The 19462-nt window shown below is 62.9% G+C and carries 16 protein-coding genes; 10 read left to right on the forward strand and 6 right to left on the reverse strand.

Translation table 11 applies throughout. The features are described 5' to 3' along the window. Window positions 1–30 precede the first annotated feature (30 nt). On the forward strand, window positions 31–813 hold the full coding sequence (locus tag NMB41_RS23060; protein ID WP_494380079.1) for a class I SAM-dependent methyltransferase: 783 nt from the start codon (window positions 31–33) through the stop codon (window positions 811–813). Window positions 814–857: 44 nt separating this feature from the next. On the opposite strand, the gene NMB41_RS23065 is transcribed toward NMB41_RS23060, so the two are convergent. Then, window positions 858–2480, reverse strand: coding sequence for a serine hydrolase (locus NMB41_RS23065; RefSeq protein ID WP_494380080.1), 1623 nt, complete (start codon window positions 2478–2480; stop codon window positions 858–860). Window positions 2481–2533: 53 nt separating this feature from the next. After that, window positions 2534–4390, reverse strand: coding sequence for a M1 family metallopeptidase (locus NMB41_RS23070; protein ID WP_494380081.1), 1857 nt, complete (start codon window positions 4388–4390; stop codon window positions 2534–2536). A gap of 153 nt (window positions 4391–4543) precedes the next feature. Between NMB41_RS23070 and NMB41_RS23075 the strand changes: the two genes are divergently transcribed. After that, window positions 4544–5119, forward strand: a complete 576-nt coding sequence (locus NMB41_RS23075) for a TMEM165/GDT1 family protein (RefSeq protein WP_494380082.1) — start codon at window positions 4544–4546, stop codon at window positions 5117–5119. A 133-nt stretch (window positions 5120–5252) separates the two neighbouring features. Here the strand turns inward: NMB41_RS23075 and NMB41_RS23080 are convergent, their stop codons facing one another. After that, a complete protein-coding gene (locus tag NMB41_RS23080) occupies window positions 5253–6191 on the reverse strand; it encodes a PfkB family carbohydrate kinase (RefSeq protein WP_494380083.1) in 939 nt (312 codons plus the stop codon). Continuing rightward, window positions 6188–6808 (reverse strand): glutathione S-transferase N-terminal domain-containing protein, encoded by a 621-nt coding sequence (locus tag NMB41_RS23085; RefSeq protein WP_494380084.1) that lies wholly within the window; start codon window positions 6806–6808, stop codon window positions 6188–6190. The genes NMB41_RS23080 and NMB41_RS23085 overlap by 4 nt, the downstream gene beginning before the upstream one ends. A 145-nt stretch (window positions 6809–6953) precedes the next feature. Between NMB41_RS23085 and purB the strand changes: the two genes are divergently transcribed. Beyond that, entirely contained in the window at window positions 6954–8333 is a 1380-nt protein-coding gene (gene purB, locus NMB41_RS23090; protein ID WP_494380085.1) for an adenylosuccinate lyase, read from the forward strand. 158 nt (window positions 8334–8491) lie between these two features. Beyond that, window positions 8492–9694, forward strand: a complete 1203-nt coding sequence (locus NMB41_RS23095) for an ISL3 family transposase (protein WP_494382894.1) — start codon at window positions 8492–8494, stop codon at window positions 9692–9694. 19 nt (window positions 9695–9713) lie between these two features. Here NMB41_RS23095 and NMB41_RS23100 read toward each other — a convergent pair whose 3' ends face one another. Beyond that, window positions 9714–11672: a TOL_0244 family TonB-dependent receptor gene (locus tag NMB41_RS23100; RefSeq protein WP_494380086.1), complete on the reverse strand. Its 1959-nt coding sequence runs from the start codon at window positions 11670–11672 to the stop codon at window positions 9714–9716. Window positions 11673–11869: 197 nt separating this feature from the next. Here NMB41_RS23100 and NMB41_RS23105 point away from each other — a divergent pair, with 197 nt between their 5' ends. From NMB41_RS23105 to NMB41_RS23115, 3 genes are read left to right on the forward strand one after another with little or no spacing between them, the layout of a single operon-like run. After that, entirely contained in the window at window positions 11870–12406 is a 537-nt protein-coding gene (locus NMB41_RS23105; RefSeq protein WP_494380087.1) for a cytochrome b, read from the forward strand. A gap of 12 nt (window positions 12407–12418) precedes the next feature. Beyond that, window positions 12419–12970 carry a YceI family protein gene (locus tag NMB41_RS23110; RefSeq protein ID WP_494380088.1) on the forward strand — a complete coding sequence of 184 codons (552 nt, stop codon included), beginning with the start codon at window positions 12419–12421 and terminating at the stop codon, window positions 12968–12970. A 28-nt stretch (window positions 12971–12998) separates the two neighbouring features. After that, complete coding sequence (locus NMB41_RS23115) at window positions 12999–13568, forward strand: YceI family protein (RefSeq protein ID WP_494380089.1); 570 nt, start codon at window positions 12999–13001, stop codon at window positions 13566–13568. Window positions 13569–13646: 78 nt separating this feature from the next. On the opposite strand, the gene NMB41_RS23120 is transcribed toward NMB41_RS23115, so the two are convergent. Continuing rightward, on the reverse strand, window positions 13647–15140 hold the full coding sequence (locus NMB41_RS23120; RefSeq protein WP_494380090.1) for a hypothetical protein: 1494 nt from the start codon (window positions 15138–15140) through the stop codon (window positions 13647–13649). Between the two features lie 302 nt (window positions 15141–15442). On the opposite strand from NMB41_RS23120, the gene NMB41_RS23125 reads away from it, so the two are divergent. The 3 genes from NMB41_RS23125 (at window position 15443) to NMB41_RS23135 (ending at window position 19350) form a co-directional block, all read left to right on the forward strand. Next, the gene (locus NMB41_RS23125) at window positions 15443–15712 is read left to right on the forward strand and encodes a GlsB/YeaQ/YmgE family stress response membrane protein (protein WP_091876165.1); all 270 of its coding nucleotides are present in this window, start codon (window positions 15443–15445) and stop codon (window positions 15710–15712) included. 74 nt (window positions 15713–15786) lie between these two features. Continuing rightward, a complete protein-coding gene (locus NMB41_RS23130) occupies window positions 15787–17064 on the forward strand; it encodes a phospholipase D-like domain-containing protein (protein WP_494380091.1) in 1278 nt (425 codons plus the stop codon). 126 nt (window positions 17065–17190) lie between these two features. Beyond that, window positions 17191–19350, forward strand: a complete 2160-nt coding sequence (locus NMB41_RS23135; RefSeq protein WP_494380092.1) for a S46 family peptidase — start codon at window positions 17191–17193, stop codon at window positions 19348–19350. Window positions 19351–19462 lie beyond the last annotated feature (112 nt).

Below are 19462 nucleotides of genomic sequence, written 5' to 3' on the forward strand. Positions count from 1 at the left end.
GACACCCACGGACTACGGAGAGATCGACTTATGAAACGACTGATACTGGCCGCCCTGCTGGCCGCGAGCGCCGCCGGCGCCGTGCAGGCCGACGACGCCCTGAAGGCCGTCATCGCCGGCGAGCACCGCGCCACCAACGCCGCCCGCGACGGCGCGCGCCATCCGTACGAGACCTTGAGCTTCTTCGGCATCAAGCCGACCATGACGGTAGTGGAACTGGTGCCGGGCGGCGGCTGGTACACCGAGATCCTCGCGCCCTACCTGCGCGACAAGGGCAAGTACATCGCCGCCGGACAAGCGCCCGAGAAAAAAGGCGCGATGGCCCTGCGCACCAAGCTCGACGCCAATCCTGGGCTGTACGGCAAGGCGGTCATGAGCGTGTTCGAGCCTCCAAGCCGCTACGAGATCGCGCCGGCAGGCAGCGCCGACATGGTCCTCACCTTCCGCAACCTGCACAACTGGGTCGGCGACGGCGAGGCGGCCCTGAAGACGACCTTCAAGGAAATCCATAAAGTCCTGAAACCGGGCGGCGTACTGGGCGTGGTCGACCACCGTTTGCCGGTGTCGATGAAGCAGGACGAGAAGGCCTCGAGCGGCTATGTGCACGAAGCCTATGTCATCAAGCTGGCCGAGAGCGCAGGTTTCAAGCTGGCGGCGAAGTCGGAAGTGAACGCCAATCCGAAGGACAAGGCGGATCACGAAAAAGGCGTGTGGACGCTGCCGCCGGTGCTGGCGAATAAAGACAAGGACCGCGAGAAGTACCTGGCGATCGGAGAAAGCGACCGCATGACGCTCAAGTTCGTGAAACAGTAAGCGTCGTCAATAAAAAACGGGCCGCTTGATGCGGCCCGTTTCTTTTACTGCTTCGCTTTCGGCGGCTTCACCGGCGTGAACAGCAGGTCGTGGAAGTCGTAGCTGAAGTCGGTCTCGGTGGACACCGCCTTCATTTTCACATGCTCGATGCTGCCGTCATGGTCCAGCGCGAAGGTGACGTAGGCGTCGGCGTTGAAGTTACGCTCTTTCCAGCGCACGATGAAGGTGTCGTGCTGGAAGTGTTCCATTTCGCCGGTCAGGTCCGGCGTGCGGGTAAACGACAGGATCATCTTCGCCCCGACACGCTTGATGTTCATCGCGCCATACCACGGGTCGGTGTACTGGCCTTCGTAGGCGGCGAGTGCCAGCGAAGGCTTGGAGCTGGCCACGCGGGTGGTCGAGGCGCCCTTCAGGCGCGCCAGTTCCTTCGCGTGCGCTTCGTCCTCGAGGTCGGCGATGGCCTTGATCCAGTCGGTCGGCGCGCTGCCCGTCATGTACTGGTCGAGCAGGCGGTATTGCAGCGCGCTCAGGGCGCCGCCGCTTTCGGCGTTGGTCAGGATGGCCACGCCCAGTTTCGACTCCGGCACCAAGAGCACGCGTGAATAGAAGCCCTGCAGCGCGCCGCCGTGCATGGCGACCAGCTGGCCCTTGTAGTCGCGCAGCTGGAAGCCCAGGCCGTAGGCGTAGAAGTTCGGCTTGGTCGCCGCCAGCGGACCCTTCGGCGTGCTGATCTTCATCGGTGTCTGCGCGGTCCACATCTCGCGCGACTGCGCTTCGCTCCACAAGCGCAGCTCCTTGCCGTCCGCGCCCTTCGCTCCCTCGATGCGCCCGCCGTCGAGCAGCACCTTCATCCAGCGCGCGATGTCTTCGGCACTCGTGTTGATGCCCACCGCGCCGACCGCGTTATCGACCGGCATCGACTTCACCGCCGCGATCTTGTCGTTGATCTTGCTGTGCGCATGCGAGGCGTTCGCGTTGCCCGCGTTTTCCGCCAGGCTGGTGGTGGTCGTGTTCATGCCGACCGGCTTGAGGATGCGCTCGCGCACCGTGTCGCCCCAGGACTTGCCGGATTTTTGCGCGATGATCTTGCCGGCCACGATGTAGAGCAGGTTGTCGTAGGCATAGCTGTTGCGGAAACTCGTCGCCGGCTTCACGAAGCGCAGGCGCTCGATGATTTCGTCAGTGCTGAAGTTCGTCGTCGGCCACCACAGCAGGTCGCCCGCGCCCAGACCCAGGCCGCTGCGGTGGGTCAGCAGGTCGCGCACCGTCATCTCGCGCGTGACATAGGCGTCGTACATCTGGAAGTCCGGCAGGTGTTTCACGACCGGGTCGTCCCATTTCAGCTTGCCTTCGTCGACCAGCATCGCCAGCGCGGCAGCGGTGAAGGCTTTCGAGTTGGAGGCGATCTCGAACAGGGTCTGGCCATCGACCTTCGCCGGCGCGCCGAGCTTACGGACGCCGAAGCCGCGCGCGGCGACCACTTTGCCATCCTTGACGACGGCGATCGCGATGCCCGGCACGTCGAAGGCTTTCATGACGCGGTTGACGTCCTGCTCCAGATCGAAGGCCGATGCTGCGGCCGGTGCAGGGCTTGCTACGGTCGGCGCCTGGGCATACGCGCCGGTGGCGGAAAACGCGATCAGGATCGCGGCTGCAATGCGTTTCATGTGGTGCACTTTCTGGTTCCTTTGCTGGTCTGGCCGTCTCCCGGCCCTGGTGTTTATTTCGACTTCATCGCCTTGTCGACACCGACTTGCGTCTCGGGGTGATAGCGATTGCGCGCCGCCTTGTAGACGGTTTCCGCCCATGCGCGGTCGGCGCTATTTGCACGCAGCGCCGTGTACAGCGGCACCACGAACTTCTTGCGGCCCACGCTCATCAGGAAAGCCTGCATCTGCGGGCGAACCTCGCGGTAGCCGGCATGGGCGGCGGCGCGGTAGAAGCGGAAGGCGACTTCGTTGTTGCTGCTTTTGGCCAGCGCGAAGGCGGCGTCGAGCTCCTTCAGGCGCGCGGCGTCGGCCTTGTTGTCGATGTCGTTCAAGAACTTCATCCACTCGAGCGCGGTCCAGCCCTTGGTATCAAGCTGCGCCGTGGCCAGCTCGCCCTTGAGCCAGGCAGCGGTGGTCGCGTCCAGGGCCACCAAACGCTGCGACTTCGCATATTTTGCACTGGCCGGGATGCCCGGGCCGTACAGCCATTCGTCGAGTTCCGCCTCGCTCATCACCTGCGGATTCTTTGCCAGCAGGTTCGTGCGCAGGTAGGCCACGAACTGCTCGGTCGTCACGCTCTGGAAGGCGTGGCCGTCGAACCAGCCGCGCAGGAAAGGATCGAACGCAGCGCGTCCGGCACGCTCTTCCAGGGTGCGCAGCAGCCAGGCGCCCTTCGGATAAGCCAGGCCTTCGTCGGTGTAGCTGTTTGAGGAGGTATCCGCGTCGCGCGTGAGCAGCGCCTGCTTCGCCAAGGGCAGGTCCTTCAAGGATTCGATCGCCTCTTCCTGCTCGAGCTGCAGGTTCATGGTCGCGACCTCTTCGCCGTACAGCTTTTCCAGGATGCGCGTCGTCACATAGGTCGTAAAACCTTCGTTCAGCCACCAGTGCTTCCAGGAGGCGTTGGTGACCAGGTTGCCCGACCAGCTGTGCGCCAGCTCGTGCGCGATCAGGTCGACCAGGCTGCGGTCGCCCGCAATCATGGTGGGCGTCAGGAAGGTCAGGCGCGGGTTTTCCATGCCGCCGATCGGGAACGAAGGCGGCAGCACCAGCATGTCGTAGCGCCCCCAGCGATACGGGCCGTAGAGCGATTCGGCGGCTTCCACCATCTTCTCGGTATCGGCCAGCTCATAGGCGGCGGCCTCGATGCGCTTCGGTTCGGCGTAGACGCCGGTGCGTCCGCCCAGCGTGCGCGCCTCGAGTTCGCCGATGCCGATCGCCAGCAGGTAAGAGGGAATCGGCTGCGGCATGTTGAACTTCCAGCCGCCCTTCCCGGTCGCCTTGGGATCGTTGTCGGCGCTCATGACCACGCGCAGGCCGGCGGGCGCCTCGATGCGCGCCGTGTAAGTGAAGCGTACCGAAGGCGTGTCCTGCACCGGCGCCCAGGAGCGCGCGTTGATCGACTGCGACTGGCTGAACATGAAGGGACGCTTGCCCGACAGGGTCTGCGCAGGCGTCAGCCACTGCAGGGCGCTGGCGCTGGGGGCGGTGCGGTAAAAGATGCGCACCTTCGGCGCCTGGGTCGGCAGATTGACGTGCAGGGCCTGGCCCTTCTCTTCGTCGAATTTGTCCAGCGTGTATTTAACGGGCGTCCAGCGTCCGCGCGCGTCTTGCGCTTCGATCTTCGAAATGGCCAGTTCGCGCGTGTCGAGGTCGAGGCGGCGCGCGTCTTTGTCGAGCCAGTCGAGGGTCAGTTCGGCGTGGCCGGCCAGCGTCTTCTTCGTGAAGTCGGCTTTCAGGTCGAGGTGCAGGGCGCGTGTTTTGACCTGGTCGTAATTGGCATAGCTGAGCGGGTCGAGTGCAAAAGCGGCGGCGCCGTGCAAGCCGAGAAGTGCGCAGGCAGTGGCGCGCAGGAGGAAGCTGGTGTGCATGTGTGTCTTGAAGGCTGAGCGGAAGGCGCGAGAAGAATAGCACTTAAAGAAGAGCCGGGAAAGCGCGCCTGCGCAGGGCGTATTGACGCGAACGCGACAGCGACTCTGCTATGATCCGCGCTCCGCTTTCTTCTGCCTCGTCCGCTGCTCCCCATGGATGCCTTTCTTGTCGCAACCGGCATCGTCGCCCTCGCTGAAATCGGCGACAAGACGCAGCTCCTCGCCTTCCTGCTCGCCGCCCGCTTCCGCCGCCCGCTGCCGATCATCCTCGGCATCTTCGTCGCCACGCTCCTGAACCACGCCTTTGCCGCCGCCGTTGGCGCGCTGGTGAGCGAACTGCTGGGCCCCGCCGTGATGCGCTGGGTGCTCGGCCTGTCCTTCCTCGGCATGGCGATCTGGGTCATGGTCCCGGACCGTATCGACGAGAGCGAAGCCTCGCTCGCCAAGTTCGGCGTGTTCATGACGACGCTGCTCGCCTTTTTCCTGGCCGAGATGGGCGACAAGACGCAGGTGGCCACCGTGGCCCTGGCCGCGCGCTATGCCGAGATGGCGATGGTGGTGGCCGGCACCACGCTGGGCATGATGATTGCGAACGTACCGGCGGTGCTGTTCGGGGAGCGGATTGCGAACCGGATTCCGCTGGGGCTGGTGCACGGGATCGCGGCGGTGATCTTTATGGGGTTGGGGATGGCGACGCTGATGGGGGCGGGTGCCAGCTACGGATTGTAGGGTGGGCGGGTCTCCCGCCCACGCGTTCAACGCACGGGTCGATATCGAAAGGCGCGTTTTATCGAAGGTTCGTTGAACGCGTGGGCGGGGAGACCACGGGGCCGCCGAGGCCCGCCCTACGTCCTTCCTTGAATTACCGCCAGCGCGTCATCCACTGATCGTAAAACCCCAGGTCGCGCGGCACGGCGCCGGGAATCGCGCAGATCGCGCCGGCGAATTCGTTGGCGCGCGCCAGCGTCAGTTCCAGCTCCCAGCCGCGCGCGCGGCCCAGCAGGAAGATCGCCGAGAACGCATCCCCTGCCCCGACGGTGTCGATGACGAAGGCGGGCGACGGCGTGTCGCGCGTGTCGATCGTGACGCCGCCCGCGCCGAAATACACCGAGCCGCGGTGGCCGAGCGTGACGATCAGCGCCTGGAGCCCGAACATCTGCAGCAGCGCGGCGCAGGCCGAGCGGGTTTCGGCGGCAGCCATCGGCGGGTCGTTGGGCCCAAGCTGGAAGTACCAGCCGAACAGCGCCTGCAGCTCGTCCTCGTTGACCTTGGCGATGTCGGCCGCGTGCAGCGAGTCGGAGATGATGCGCTCATCGACCTGGCCGTCGCGCATGTTCACGTCGAGGAAGCGCGTGCCGCTCGTGCTTGACAGCAGCGCCTTGAGGGTGCTGCGCGAACGCTCGCCGCGCTGGGCCAGGGTGCCGAAATAGAAGGCGCCGGCCTCGAAAGTCTTCGTGGCCGCCAGCGCTTCTTCGCGGGCGATGTAGTCGTAGGCCTGGTTCGGCACGATGACGAAGCGGTGGCCGTTCGGGCCGCGTTCGACGATGACGCGGCCGGTCTCTTCGATCGTGTCGCGCTGCAGGCCGGCGCGCGCCATGGCGAAGCGCTCGAATTCGCCCTCGATGGTTTCGCCGTTGCGGTCGTTGCCGACGCGCGTGATCATCAGTTGCGGCGCCATGAAGGCGGCCAGGTGGCGCGCGACGTTGAAGGGCGCGCCGCCGACGACCTGCTCGGTGGCGAAATCGTCGACCAGGGCTTCGCCGAAGACGATGGTCGCGCCGGTACTGTTCGGCCAGCTCATGCTTCGAAGGGCGCGGTGTCGCGGAAGGAGGGGCGTTCGCTCAGTTTATCGAGCAGCTTCGCCAGGTTCGGATAGTCGCCGCGCCAGTCGATGTCGGGGAAGCGGAAGCTCATCCAGCCGAGCGTGCAGCCGACGGCGACGTCCGCCAGCGTGTAGGCCTTGCCCATGCAAAAAGCCTGCTCGCCGAGTTTTTCCGACATGACGGCGAGGCCCGCATGCACCTTGCCCAGCTGGCGCGCCATCCACTGCGGGCTCTGCTGCTCTTGCGGGCGCAGGGTCTTTTCCAGGCGCACCAGAATGGCGGCATCGAGCACGCCGTCGGCCAGCGCTTCCCACACTTTGACATCGGCGCGGTCGCGCCCGTTGCCATTGGCCGGCAACAGCTTGCACACGGGGGTGAGGGTGTCGAGGTATTCGGCGATCACGCGCGAGTCGTAGAGGGCGCTGCCGTCTTCCATGACCAGGCAAGGCACCTTGCCCAGGGGGTTGGACTGGTGCACCTGGGTCTCGGCGCTCCACACGTTGTCGAGCTCGAAGGAGTAGTCGAGCTTCTTTTCCGCCATCACGACGCGGACCTTGCGCACATAGGGGCTGGTGTTCGAACCGATGAGTTTCATAGATGCTCGAAGTAGGGATTTAATAAGAGTATAACATCGGCCCGGCTGCCGAAAACGGCCATGCAGGCCCGTTTCGCTCTGCCCGCAACAAGGCCTCGAATGCGCTGCGGTGGTAAAATCCGCGTTTTTGCACGGACCGCCCGCCATGACCGCTACCGCCCCACTTTCTTCCCTGTCGGCACTGTCGCCGCTCGATGGCCGCTACGCTTCCAAGACCGACAAACTGCGTCCGATCCTGTCCGAAGCCGGCTTCATGCACCACCGCGTCATGGTCGAGATCGCCTGGCTGCAGGCGTTGGCACAGGCGGGCTTCGACGAGATCAAGCCATTCTCGAGCGAAGCGAGCGCCCACCTTGATGGCATCGCGGCCGGTTTCGACGAAGCCGACGCGGCCCGCATCAAGGAAATCGAAGCGGTCACCAACCACGACGTGAAGGCGGTCGAATACTGGCTCAAGGAACAGGTCAAGGACGTGCCGGAACTGGTGGCGGCAAGCGAATTCATCCACTTCGGCTGCACCTCGGAAGACATCAACAACACCTCGCACGGCATGATGCTCAAAGCCGCGCGCGACACCGTGATGCTGCCTTCGCTGAACGCCATCATCGCCAAGCTGACCGAGATCGCCCACACCAACGCGGCGCTGCCGATGCTCTCGCGCACCCACGGCCAGACGGCCAGCCCGACGACGCTCGGCAAGGAATTTGCCAACGTGGTCGCGCGCCTGCAGCGTGCGGTGAAACGCATCGCCGACGTGGAAGTGCTGGGCAAGATGAATGGCGCGGTCGGCAATTACAACGCCCACCTGTCGGCCTATCCCGGCTTCGACTGGCCGGCGTTTTCGAAGGACGTGATCGAGTCGCGGCTTGGCCTGACGTTTAATCCGTACACGATTCAGATCGAACCGCACGACTACATGGCCGAAATGTTCGACGCCATCGCGCGCGCCAATACCATCCTGCTCGATTTGAACCGCGATATCTGGACCTATGTCTCGCTGGGCTATTTCAAGCAGAAGCTGAAAGCCGGCGAGATCGGTTCGTCGACCATGCCGCATAAAGTCAACCCGATCGACTTCGAGAATTCCGAAGGCAACCTGGGCCTGGCGAATGCCGTGCTGCGCCACATGGCTGAAAAACTGCCGGTCTCGCGCATGCAGCGTGACCTCACCGATTCGACCGTGCTGCGCAACATCGGCGTCGCCTTCGGCTACACCCTGCTGGCCTACGACAGCTGCCTGCGCGGCCTGAACAAGCTGGAAGTCAATGCGGCGAAACTCGAGTCGGACCTGGATGCGAACTGGGAAGTGCTGGCCGAGCCGGTGCAGACGGTAATGCGCCGCTATGGCATCGAAAATCCCTACGAGCAGCTGAAGGAACTCACGCGCGGCAAGGGCATCACCAAAGAAGCGCTGCGCGAATTCATCGGCACGCTGGCGGTGCCGCAGGAAGCGAAAGACTTGATGCTGCAAATGACGCCGGCGAATTACACGGGTCTGGCGGCGGAATTGGCAAAAGCGATTTAAGTCGCATTACTATAAAAAGCCCGCGCCGGAAATGGTGCGGGCTTTTTTATGGTTCATCACGGATTTCCGGGATGACCGTGTTGTAAACGCAAGAGAGCGGTAAGGAAGAGTTATTGTGTTTGTGCGACCAAACCCAACCAACTCAACCTACCGCTCTCATGCCAGATCATAGTCTCAGCCTCCCGTTCTGGGAAGGCTTTACCGCTACCAAATTGGATGTGAAGGACGATGTCGTGTGGATTACGCTGCGGCGGGATGCGAGCGCAGCGATGGTCTGTGGCGGGTGCGGCGTGCATTGCTACCAGGTGCACGATGGCGCGACGCGCATCATCCGAGAGCTGCCGATGCAGGGTAAGCCGGTACGGCTGCGGGTGCCACTGCGTCGTCTGAAATGCAGCACATGCGGCACCAGGGTCGAGCGCGTGGCGTGGCTCGATCGCCATGCCCGGGTGACCCGCTCCCTGGCCGAGTTTGTCGGCTTGTGGTGCGAGAAGCTTCCAGTTGCCCACGTGTGCAAACTGGCGCAGCTGCACTGGGAGACGGTGCGCACTATCGAGCTTGCCAAGCTCGAACGTGAACTGGCTGCTTTGCCCGCAGCGCAGCCAACGCGGCTTGTCATGGATGAATTCGCGCTGTTCAAGGGGCATCGTTACGCCACTGTCGTGCTCGATGCGGACAGCCGGCGGGTACTGTGGGTCGGCGAGGGCCGCAGCCGCGAGGCCATCCGTCCGTTCTTCGAATGGCTCGGCCCCGACCGCTGCGCCAACATCGAAGCCGTCGCAATGGACATGAATACCGCTTTTGACCTGGAAGTACAGCAGCAATGCCCGAAGGCGCGCGTGGTCTACGATCTGTTTCACGTCATTGCCAAGTACGGCCGTGAGGTGATCGACCGGGTACGGGTCGACGAGGCAAACCGCCTGCGCGACGACCGCCCTCAGCGCAAAGTCGTCAAGCGCTCTCGTTGGCTTTTGCTGCGCAACCGGGAAAACGTCCCGCCAGCCCAGCAGGCTAATCTGGACGAGCTGCTTGCCGCCAACCAGGCCTTAATGACGGTGTACGTGATGAAGACAGCACTCAAGGAACTCTGGCAGACATCGGGCGGCTGGCGGTGGCTTCTCGCCTGGCGCAACTGGCTCAAGATGGCGCGCGACAGCGGAATCGAACCGCTCAGAAAGTTTGCAGCAAAGCTCAAGCCTTACTGGCGAGGCATCGCAGCACGGCTGCGCTGGCCGATGCATACCGGCCAGCTCGAAGGCATCAACAACCGTATCAAAGTAATGAAACGGATGGCCTACGGCTACCGGGATAGCGACTTCTTCTTCCTCAAGATCAAAGCCGCGTTTCCCGGAAATCCGTGATGAACCTTTTTTATGGCCGTCAGTTCTGCCAGACCAGCTTTACCCCCACTTCGCGCCCCAATTCCGCACGGGTCGCGATCGGCCCATATTCCCCATGGCCCCCATTCAGATTACGCCCGGTCACCGACAGCTCGAGATTGCGCTGCAAGCGCCAGCCGAAGCGCGCGTCGAGCGCCCAGTAATGCGGCACCGCCGGATTTTCCAGCGCCGCCACCTTGCGCAGCGCCACTTCGAATTCGCGCTGGTCGTCGAAGCTGTAGTTCGAACGCAGTTGCAGCGTGTGCGCCGGATTTTTCCCGGTGTTGTCTGGCCCGGCGGCATCGTTGCTGCCCGGTTTCAGGCGCAGGTTCTCATGCAGGGCCGTGTAGCCGGCCGACATGCGCCAGTCCTCGCTCAGTTGATAGCTGCCCCACATCTCGATGCCGGTCGCTTCGCCTTCCATCAGGCTGCCGAAGGTGATGAAGGTGAAGCTCGGGTCGATTTCCTGGGTGCGCAGGTGGTCGTAGTCGTTGTGGAACAGCGTTGCCGAATACGAGAGCCCGGGCAGCGGCTGGCCGCGGTAGCCGAGCTCGAACACCTTCGCCACTTCGGCGCGCACTTGCTGGCCGCCGCGCAGCAGATACGGCGGACGGCCCGGGATGTAGGCATCGACGTCGAGCCGGGTCGGTGCGCGCACGGTGCGCGACAGCGCGGTCCACAGCGCGTGGCGCGGGCTCAGGCGCCACGACAGGCGCGCCGTCGGCAGCAGTTCGTTGCCGGTGTAATCGTTGCGCTCGATGCGCGCGCCCAGCGTCAGGGACAGGTCGGGGCGCAGCGCGATTTCATCCTGAGCGAACAGGCTGGCCCAGGTTTGCTCGTCCCTGGCCGGCAGGAAGGCGATGACCTCGCTGTTGGTGACGTGGTCCCAGCTGTGCCGGTAATTCGCGCCCCAGACCAGGCTGTGCGCGCCCCAGGCCGGCAGCGTGTGCTGGAACTGGAGGTCGGCGATGTCGAGCGACTCGGTGAAGGTCGGCGGCACGTCGCGCCGCGTGTGGTCCAGGTAGGCTTGCACGCTGAGGCGGCCGCCATTGGCCAGCACGCGTTCCCAGCGCCCCGTCAGGTTGGCGCCGTGGGTGTCGATGTCGTCCAGGACCAGGTCGAAGCCGGTGACGGAGATGGCGCCCGGCTCGGGTTGTTCCGGCTTGCCGCGGTAGGCATTGCCGTTGAGGCTGAAGACATCGTTGCCGCGCTCCCAGTCGGCCCGGAATCCCACCTGCGCCTGCTTCCAGGCATCGTTCACGCGCCCGCCCGCCGCCGTCTCGCCGTGTTCGTGGCTGAACGCCTTGCCGTAGACGCGCCAGCTGGCATCGCCGCTGCGCCCGCCCTGGCGGAAGGCGAGGCCGCCGCCGTCGCTGGCGCCGTGCACGACCGCCAGGCTGCCCTGGGTCGCATGCGCCGAGCGCGTCGTGATGTTGATGACGCCATTAACCGCGTTCACGCCCCACATGGTGCCGCCCGGTCCGCTGATGACCTCGATGCGTTCGACGTCTTCCAGCATCACGTCCTGCATGTCCCAGAACACGCCGGAAAACAGCGGCGCATACACGGAGCGGCCATCGATCATGACCAGCAGTTTGTTCGGGGCGCTGTTGCTCGAGCCGTTCAGGCCGCGTGCGCTGATCGCATAACCGTAGCTGCTGCTCTGGCCGACGTGCAGGTTGGGCGCCAGGCGCAGTGCGTCCGGCAGGTTGCGGCTGCCGGCGCGGCGGATGTCGTCGGCGGTGATGACGAAGACGGAGGCCGGCGCATCGAGCAGGCGTTCCGGCTTTTTCGATACCGACGTCACCTGGATGTTCGCCAGCTCCTCGATCGACAGGTCGGCGAAATCGGCCGTCTGCGGATCGGCGGCGCGGACCTCGGTGTCAATCGTCGCCAGCGCGGTGGCGAGCAACAAGACCAATGGAGGAATGCGTGGCCGGCTTGGGAAACAAGTGTACATACGACTCCTCGACAGGGAAACTGGCCCGCTTTTATTGTGAACGCGCTCTGCTTACGATTTTACATTCACCCGGGATGCTGCTGTGCACGTTTAACATTCCATGCTAGTGTGCAAAAAGAAACATGCAGCCGGCGAGCGCCCTTTCCCCTTTTTTGCTATAGTTTAGTTCTAATCAGTACTAACACTTTACGGTCACCATGCAGCGTTACTCCCTTCCCGCGATCGTCCTGCACTGGCTGCTCGCATTTCTGATCATCGGCACGTTTACCTTGGGCCTGGTCATGACCGACATCCCGGGACTGACCCCGACCAAGCTGCGCTATTTTTCCTGGCACAAATGGGCCGGCGTGACGGTGCTGGCGCTGGCCGCCCTGCGCCTGCTGTGGCGCCTGCGCCGCACGCCGCCGGCCTACCCCGCCAGCATGCCCGCCTGGCAAGGCCGCGTTTCGCATTTGCTGCATGGCCTTTTATATGTGTTGATGTTCGCCGTGCCGCTGTCCGGCTATTTCTACAGCCTGGCCGCCGGCGTTCCGGTGGTGTATTTCGGCCTGTTCCCGCTGCCGGTCTTCATCGCGGCCGACCCGGTCCTGAAACCCGTGCTCGGCGCCCTGCACTACTGGCTCAACATGCTGCTCGCCGGCCTGGTTGCGGTGCACGTGCTGGCCGCTTTTAAACATTTGCTGATCGACCGCGACGGCATCATGGGGCGCATGCTGCCCTTCTCGACCAAATAAGGAGTTCTATCAATGAAACCTCTGCGCGTCCTGATCGCCGCTTCCCTGTTTGCCAGCGCCCTGGCCGGCGCTGCCGTCCTGAAAACCGACCCGGCGAAAAGCAGCGTCGCCGCCGTCTTCAAGCAGATGGGCGTGCCGGTCGAAGCGAGCTTCAAGTCCTTCACGGCCCAGATCGACTACGACGCCGCCCGCCCGGAAGCAGCCAAGGCGGCCGTCGACATCAATACCGCCAGCATGGACTTGGGCGACGCCGAATACAATCGCGAGGTTGCCAAGAAGGAGTGGTTCAATACGGCGCAATTCCCGAAAGCGAGTTTTGTCTCGACCGCGATCAAGGCGGCCGGCCCAGGCAAGCTGAACGTGACGGGCAAGCTCACCATCAAGGGCCGCAGCGCCAACGTGAGCTTTCCCCTGACGGTCAAAACCGATGCTGGAAAACAAGTTTTTGAAGGACAGTTGCCGATTCGCAGGCTGGCTTTTAATATCGGCGAAGGCGAGTGGAAAGACACGAGCATGGTCGCCGATGAAGTTGTCATCAAATTCCGCGTCACTGCGGGCCAATAATCAATTAAATCATCTACCAAGGAACCCCATGAAACTGAAGCTTCTGATCGCCGCCACCCTCGCCACCAGCGCCAGCCTCGCCTGCGCCGCCGCCGACACCTATAAAATCGAGCCGAACCACACCTACCCGAGTTTCGAAGCCGACCACATGGGCATCTCGGTCTGGCGCGGCAAGTTCACCAAGACCGACGGCACCATCGTGCTCGACCGCGCCGCCAAGACCGGCAGCTTCGACATCACGGTCGACATGAACAGCATCGATTTCGGCCACGAAAAAATGAACGCGCACGCGAAGAAGCCGGACATCTTCGACGTCGCCCAGTACCCGACCGCCACCTTCAAGGGCAACAAGCTGCGTTTCGAAGGCGAGAACCTGGTCGCCGTCGAAGGTAACTTCACCCTGCATGGCGTCACGAAACCGCTGACCCTGAACATCGCCAAGTTCAAGTGCATCCAGCACCCGATGCTCAAGCGCGAAGTCTGCGGCGCCGACGCGCACGGTTTCTTCCTGCGCAGCGATTACGGCGTCAACTTCGGCCTGCCGAATTTCTCGCCGGAAGTGAAGCTGGCGATCCAGGTCGAAGCCGTCAAGCAGTAATTTTTACCGCGTAATAAGAAAAGCCCCGCTGCCTTTCGGCAGCGGGGCTTTTTACTTTGCAAGGCTTAACAGTCGGGATTAACGGCCGTCACGGTCGAAGTCGCCCGGAATGGCGCGCTCGACTTTATGCCAGGCGGCACGGCTGGCCGACTTGGCCTGGTCCCACGACAGGCGCGAGGTGCCCTTGGTGGTGTTCCACTCGTCGGCCAGATAGGACTCGTTCTGGTCGTAGCTGCCTGGGTAACGGCTCTTGCCGTTGTAGCCCAGCGCATAGGCAGGCTGGTAGTCGTCGTAGGTGTAGCCAGGGGTGTATTCCGGCTGGGTCTGGTACGTGTTGCGCCAGTGAGCATCTTCCACGGCTGGGTTAACCAGGCCGCCGACGCCCTTGCCGGCCATGCCGCCTACGGCTGCACCGACACCAGCACCGACCACCATGCCGATCGGGCCGCCAACGGCGCCGATGGCTGCGCCAGCTGCCGCGCCGCCGCCAGCGCCAACGCCTTTGGCCAGGTTGTGGTCGCTACGGTCGTCGTCAGGCTTCGAGTTGACGACTTCGCCAGCGCCCTTGCCTGCAGCACCGCCGGCCAGGCCGCCGATCACCGCACCTGCCGCCATGCCGACCGGGCCACCGACCGCACCGATGGTTGCACCAGCAACCGCACCGCTTGCGCCGCCGACGCCTTGCGCCAGGTTATGGTCGTTCAGGTCGTCGTTGCCCTTCGGGTTCACGACTTCGCCAGCGCCACGGCCGGCAGCGCCGCCCGCCAGGCCGCCGACAATAGCGCCCGCAGCCATGCCAATCGGGCCGCCGACGGCGCCGAGTGCGGCGCCAGTGGCTGCACCGGCGGTGGCGCCAGTGCCCTTGGCCAGGTGGTGTTCGGCGAGGTCGTCACCAGCTTTCGGGTTGACGACTTCGCCAACGCCCTTGCCGGCCATGCCGCCGGTGATGCCGCCGATGGCGGCACCTGCGACGGTACCGATCGGACCGGCAACCGAACCGATGGCTGCACCGGCCAGCGCGCCGCCGACAGCACCGACGCCGGTGCCGATCACGTGCGAACCACCGTGGTCGGTCCACGAACGTTCGATGTGGGCAGCGTCTTCATCCGAACGGGCGTTCACGCCCATCAGGATGCCGCCGCTCTTGATGCCTTCTTCATAGTGTGCTGCGCGTTCTTCAGGAATGCCTGCACCGATCAGCGCGCCGATCAGGCCGCCGGTGATGCCGCCGGCGCCGGCGCCAGCCAGGGCTGCGGCCAGCGGGCCGGCCACCACCAGGCCGACGCCTGGCAGCACGAGGGTGGTGCCGACGGCGGCGATGCCTGCCAGGACGGCGCCAATGGTGCCGCCGATACCTGCGCCGATGCCGGCGCCTTCAGCGGCTTTGCTGCCGAGTTCAGTATCGGTGTCGCCGAAATGGGTCTTGCGGGTCGAATCCGACATCATCAGGTTGACGTCGTCCTTGCTATAGCCACGGTCCGAGACCGAGCTGTACGCGCGCTCTGCGCTGGCGCGGTCCGGGAACAGGCCGGTGACCATGCGCGAATTTTGCTTATTGGTGTCGTAGCTCATGATGTATCCCTTTCAAAGGTATCGTGTAATGCGTTCAGGTCTTGCAACATTGCGTTGCCAGTGGTTTAACAATAGGCGTCGCATCCACACTCTTCTGTACGCTGACGCACTCACTTCAGGACATTCCAAATGGCAATGCAATCAAGAATAAAAATCGGGGTGCGGAACACGATTTACAGATTCATCGTCTAACGTTCGTTGCCGCACCGACCTGCCCTGTTCTCGGTCTGTAGACTTTTTTACATGGTCAACGCAGTCAATTGGCCTCGGGTAGGTTTCTATTACTATGAGGAGGAATGAAAATGCTATTTATTATCTGGATCGTCGTCGGTGGTATCCTTGGTTGGCTGGCAAGCATGGTCATGAAGACGGATGCTGAGCAAGGCATGATTCTGAACGTTGTGGTTGGTATCATCGGCGCCTTCCTGGGCGGCTGGTTGCTCTCCCCACTGTTCGGTTCCGGCACCATTAATTCGGATGATTTCAGCGTGTCGTCGCTGCTGGTTTCGTTCCTGGGCGCTGTGATTCTGCTGGCTATCGTCAACCTGCTGCGTCGCGGCCGCGTTCGTTAATCAGTGGTATGCCCCACATAACCAACGCTTCCACGCGTTGGTTTTTTTTCGCCTGAAATTTCTGTGAGTATCTTATGAGCACCAATAAAGTCGGCGTCTCCGTCATCACCTGCGTCCTGACGCTCGTCGTCGGCTTTTTGGCGCTCAATTTCATGCCGAGCGAAAAGCAGATCGAGACCCAGCTGACACGCCAGTACGATATCCACGATGCCCAGTTCCGGCGCTCGATGGGCGTGCTGCTGGGTCCGCCCATCATCGAAGGCAACAAGGTCGAGACGCTGCTCAACGGCGACCAGATCTTCCCGTCCATGCTCGCGGCGATCCGCGGCGCGCAAAAGACGATCACCTTCGAGACCTATATCTACTGGTCGGAATCGATCGGCGAAGAATTCTCGGCAGCCCTGATCGAGCGCGCGCGCGCCGGCGTCAAGGTGCACGTCATGCTCGACTTCATCGGCAGCATGAAGATGAACGACGAGGCGATGCAAAAAATGCGCGATGCCGGTATTCAGCTGCAGCGCTATCACAAGCCGGTCTGGTGGAAATTGGCGCGCCTGAACAACCGCACCCACCGCAAGCTCCTGATCGTCGACGGTAACGTCGGCTTCACAGGCGGCGTCGGTATTGCCGACCAGTGGCGCGGGAATGCATCGAACGACAAGGAATGGCGCGATACCCATTTCCGTGTCGAAGGCCCGGTCGTTGGCCAGATTCAGGCCGTGTTCGCCGATAACTGGACCAAGTCCACCGGCGTCGTGCTCGACGGCCCAGACTATTTCCCGGCTCACAAAGCAGTTGGCAGCATGCCCGCCCAGATGTTCTCGAGTTCGCCCACCGGCGGCAGCGAAAGCATGCACCTGATGTACCTGATGGCGATCACTGCCGCCCGCACCTCGATCAACCTGTCGGCTTCGTATTTCGTGCCCGACGACCTCACCATGCGCGCCCTCGTCGCGGCCGCCAAACGCGGCGTGAAAGTACGCATCATCACGCCCGGCAAGGAAATCGATGCCGGCCTGGTGCGCCTGGCCTCGCGCGAACGCTGGGGCGACATGCTCAAGGCCGGGATCGAAATCGCCGAATACCAGCCGACCATGTACCACGTGAAGGCGCTGATCGTCGATTCGCTGATGGTCTCGGTGGGCTCGACCAATTTCGACAACCGCTCGTTCAGTATCAATGACGAGGCCAACCTGAACGTGCTCGACGCCGATTTCGCGCGCGCCCAGGACGCGATCTTCGACAATGACTGGAAACTGGCGCGCCGCATGACCTTCACTGCCTGGAAGAACCGGTCCTGGACCGAAAAAATCGGCGGCGAGTTCGCGGCCATGTTCGGCTCGCAACTGTAAATACCGTTTGCACGCCGCAGCACGCACGCAGGAAATATCGGTTGACGAGCTGGTGAGGGATTAACGATACTCTCGGGATGCTCTTTTCGAGCACACGTATCCGATAACCCTTCTGATCGATCGCGAATGAAAAAGACTCTCCTCTCGCTGGCCATCCTGACCAGCTTCGCCGCACAAGCGGACGAAGGCATGTGGATGCCGCAGCAGCTGCCACAAGTAGCCAAGCAACTGAAAGCCGCCGGCCTCGAGCTCGATCCGGCAGCACTGACCAAACTGACCGAATTCCCGATGGGCGCGATCGTCAGCCTGGGCGGCTGCTCGGCCTCGTTCGTCTCGCCGCAGGGCCTGGTCGTCACCAACCACCACTGCGTGTACAACAGCATCGCCGTCAACTCGACGCCGCAGAAAGACCTGCTGGCCAATGGCTTCCTGGCCAAGACCCTGGCCGAAGAAGTGCCGGCCTCGCCTGGCAGCCGTGTGTTCGTGACCGAGGAAGTGGCCAACGTCAGCGACCAGATCATCGACGCGAAAGTGGCCAAGCTGACCGGCAAGGCACGTATCGATGCGATCGAAAAGAACCAGAAGGAAATGGTTGCCGCCTGCGAAAAAACGCCGGGCTACCGCTGCACCGTGGCCAGCTACTACGGCGGCCTCGAGTTCTACCGCCTGAAACAGCTGGAAATTCGCGACGTGCGCCTGGTGCACGCGCCACCGTCGGGCGTGGGTAAATTCGGTGGCGACACCGACAACTGGATGTGGCCGCGCCACACCGGCGACTACGGTTTCTACCGCGCCTACGTCTCGAAAGACGGCAAGGCCGCCGACTACTCGACCGACAACGTGCCGTACGCACCGAAACATCACCTGAAGATCGCTACCGAAGGTTCCAAGGAAGGCGATTTCATCATGGTGCTAGGCTACCCAGGCCGTACCAACCGCCACCGCCTGCCGTCGGAAGTGCAGTACACCTTCGACTGGAACTACCCTGCATTCGTCGCCGCGTCGGGTGACGTGCTCGCCATCATCGAGCGCGAGACCAAAAACGATCCGGCCGCCAAGCTGAAGTACGCCGGCCAGATCGCCGGCGTGAACAATTACTACAAGAACCGCAAGGGCATGCTGACCTCCTACGAGAACAGCGATTTCCTGTCACGCAAGACCGCGGAACACGCCGCCTTGAAGGCCTGGGTCAACAGCGACGCCGCGCGCAAGAAGCAGTTCGCCAGCGACATCGACGCCGTCGAAAAACTGATCGCCGACCGCGACAGCAACACCAAGGAAGGCTTCTACCTGGGCTACGCCCAGCCACGCTTCCTTGGCTCGGCACGTACCCTGTACCGCCTGGCCAACGAGCGCACCAAGCCGGACGCGGCGCGTAAATCGGGCTACCAGGAACGCGACATGGCACGCATGACCTCGGTCATCACCGGCCAGGACCGTACCTACGACGAAAAAGTCGACAAGGCACTGGTGCTGCACTTCCTGACCAAGTACCTGGCCCAGCCGGCGAAAGAACAGGACACGGCCTTCAATTCGGCCCTCGGCATTCGCGCAGGCATGAGCCAGGATCAGCTGAAAGCGGCGATCGACACCATGTACGCCGGTTCCAAGCTGGCCAACAAGGACGAGCGCAGCGCATGGCTCAAGAAGTCGCCAGCCGACTTCAAGGCCAGCAACGACAGCTTCATCAAGGCAGCCGTTGCCATGTATGAAGCCGACCTGAAGGACGAAGCCAAGAGTGAAGAACTCGGCGGCAAGATCCAGAAGTCGTACTCGGGCTACATGAAGGCAAAGATCGCCTACATGAACAGCAAGGGCCAGGCTGTGTATCCGGACGCCAACGGCACCCTGCGCGTGACCTTCGGCAAGATCGCCGGCCGCGATCACGGCGCCGACGGCACCGGCGCCTGGACCGCGTTCACCACCGTCAAGGGCGTGGTCGCCAAGCACACCGGCGAAGGCGAGTTCAACGCCCCAAGCGCCCAGCTGGCAGCGATCAAAGCCAAGGACTTCGGCAAGTATGTCGACCCAGCCCTGAAGACCGTGCCCGTGAACTACCTGGCCACGCTCGACATCACCGGCGGCAACTCGGGTTCGGCAGCACTGAACAAGCGCGGCGAACTGATCGGCCTGGCCTTCGACGGCACCCTGGACTCGATCATCTCGGACTGGGACTTCAATGCGGCCAACACCCGCGACATCCAGGTCGACGTGCGCTACATGCTGTGGAACATGAAGCATGTGGACAAGGCGGACAACCTGCTCAAGGAAATGAACGCGCTGTAATCAGGCACGTTTGAATTGGAAAGGCCACGCTGCCGCAAGGCGCGTGGCTTTTTTTTCGCCTGCCTGCAATTGTGTCATGCCGCTTATCGATAATTTCAATATGTTCTCTTAA

The sequence above is a fragment of the Massilia sp. FBCC-B171 genome, from assembly GCF_059134155.1.

Excerpts from the sequence above, each read along its gene's own strand:
- NMB41_RS23100 (WP_494380086.1), bottom strand. The coding sequence starts at position 11,672 with ATGTACACTTGTTTCCCAAGCCGGCCACGCATTCCTCCATTGGTCTTG.
- NMB41_RS23085 (WP_494380084.1), bottom strand. The coding sequence starts at position 6,808 with ATGAAACTCATCGGTTCGAACACCAGCCCCTATGTGCGCAAGGTCCGC.
- NMB41_RS23115 (WP_494380089.1), top strand. The coding sequence starts at position 12,999 with ATGAAACTGAAGCTTCTGATCGCCGCCACCCTCGCCACCAGCGCCAGC.
- purB (WP_494380085.1), top strand. The coding sequence starts at position 6,954 with ATGACCGCTACCGCCCCACTTTCTTCCCTGTCGGCACTGTCGCCGCTC.
- NMB41_RS23120 (WP_494380090.1), bottom strand. The coding sequence starts at position 15,140 with ATGAGCTACGACACCAATAAGCAAAATTCGCGCATGGTCACCGGCCTG.
- NMB41_RS23130 (WP_494380091.1), top strand. The coding sequence starts at position 15,787 with ATGAGCACCAATAAAGTCGGCGTCTCCGTCATCACCTGCGTCCTGACG.
- NMB41_RS23135 (WP_494380092.1), top strand. The coding sequence starts at position 17,191 with ATGAAAAAGACTCTCCTCTCGCTGGCCATCCTGACCAGCTTCGCCGCA.
- NMB41_RS23065 (WP_494380080.1), bottom strand. The coding sequence starts at position 2,480 with ATGAAACGCATTGCAGCCGCGATCCTGATCGCGTTTTCCGCCACCGGC.
- NMB41_RS23095 (WP_494382894.1), top strand. The coding sequence starts at position 8,492 with ATGCCAGATCATAGTCTCAGCCTCCCGTTCTGGGAAGGCTTTACCGCT.
- NMB41_RS23075 (WP_494380082.1), top strand. The coding sequence starts at position 4,544 with ATGGATGCCTTTCTTGTCGCAACCGGCATCGTCGCCCTCGCTGAAATC.
- NMB41_RS23105 (WP_494380087.1), top strand. The coding sequence starts at position 11,870 with ATGCAGCGTTACTCCCTTCCCGCGATCGTCCTGCACTGGCTGCTCGCA.
- NMB41_RS23060 (WP_494380079.1), top strand. The coding sequence starts at position 31 with ATGAAACGACTGATACTGGCCGCCCTGCTGGCCGCGAGCGCCGCCGGC.
- NMB41_RS23080 (WP_494380083.1), bottom strand. The coding sequence starts at position 6,191 with ATGAGCTGGCCGAACAGTACCGGCGCGACCATCGTCTTCGGCGAAGCC.
- NMB41_RS23125 (WP_091876165.1), top strand. The coding sequence starts at position 15,443 with ATGCTATTTATTATCTGGATCGTCGTCGGTGGTATCCTTGGTTGGCTG.
- NMB41_RS23070 (WP_494380081.1), bottom strand. The coding sequence starts at position 4,390 with ATGCACACCAGCTTCCTCCTGCGCGCCACTGCCTGCGCACTTCTCGGC.
- NMB41_RS23110 (WP_494380088.1), top strand. The coding sequence starts at position 12,419 with ATGAAACCTCTGCGCGTCCTGATCGCCGCTTCCCTGTTTGCCAGCGCC.